The 1,076-nt window shown below is 62.2% G+C and carries 1 protein-coding gene; it reads right to left on the minus strand.

Going from position 1 to position 1,076, the window contains the following annotated elements:
* The coding region (gene glyA, locus ACR0L4_RS23640) for a serine hydroxymethyltransferase (protein WP_480515647.1) at positions 1-1,076 on the minus strand (1,076 nt) is incomplete at both ends.

The raw sequence follows: 1,076 nt of genomic DNA on the forward strand, positions 1-1,076 counted from the left end.
CCGCTGGTGATCGTGGGCTTTTCCGGATCAAACGGCACGCCGTTCTTGTTGCAGGTGATATGCGCCCGGCCCAGGGCCTTTTCGGTCGCGTTGCCCTTGACGCCCTTGGGGCGCAGATCGACCAGCACCACATGGGTGTCGGTGCCGTGGGTCACGGTGTCCAGACCACCCTTGATCAGCTGATCCGACAGCGCCTGCGCATTGGTGATGACCTGCTGGATATAGCCCTTGAACTCGGGACGCAGCGCCTCGCCAAAAGCCACGGCCTTGGCGGCGATCACATGCATCAGCGGACCGCCCTGAATGCCGGGGAAGATGGCCGAGTTCACCTTCTTGGCGATCGCCTCGTCATTGGTCAGGATCATGCCGCCGCGCGGACCGCGCAGGGTCTTGTGCGTGGTGGTGGTGGCCACATGCGCGTGCGGGAAGGGGCTGGGATGTTCTCCGGCCGCGATCAGACCGGCGATATGGGCCATGTCCACGTGCAGATAGGCGCCAACCATGTCGGCAATCTCGCGCATGCGGGCAAAGTCGATGGTGCGCGGGATGGCCGAGCCGCCCGCGATGATCAGCTTGGGCTGATGCTCTTTCGCCAGAGCCTCGATCTGGTCATAGTCGATCAGGTTGTCCTGTTTGCGCACGCCGTAATGGATCGCGTTGAACCACTTGCCCGATTGGTTCGGGGCCGCGCCATGGGTCAGGTGACCACCGGCGTCCAGAGACATGCCCAGAATGGTGTCGCCGGGCTTGATCAGCGCCTGGAACACACCCTGGTTGGCCTGAGAGCCCGAGTTCGGCTGGACATTGGCAAAGCCGCAGCCAAACAATTCCTTGGCGCGGTCGATGGCCAGGTTTTCGGCGATGTCGACATACTGGCAGCCGCCATAATAGCGCCGGCCGGGATAGCCTTCGGCATATTTGTTGGTCATCACCGAGCCCTGCGCTTCCATCACGGCGGCAGAGACAATATTTTCCGACGCGATCAGCTCGATCTCATCGCGCTGACGGCCCAGTTCGGACGTGATCGAGCCGAACAACTCAGCGTCGCGGTCAGATAGGGACTGGGTGAAAAAACC

It is taken from the genome of Ruegeria sp. AB5 (assembly GCF_056542645.1).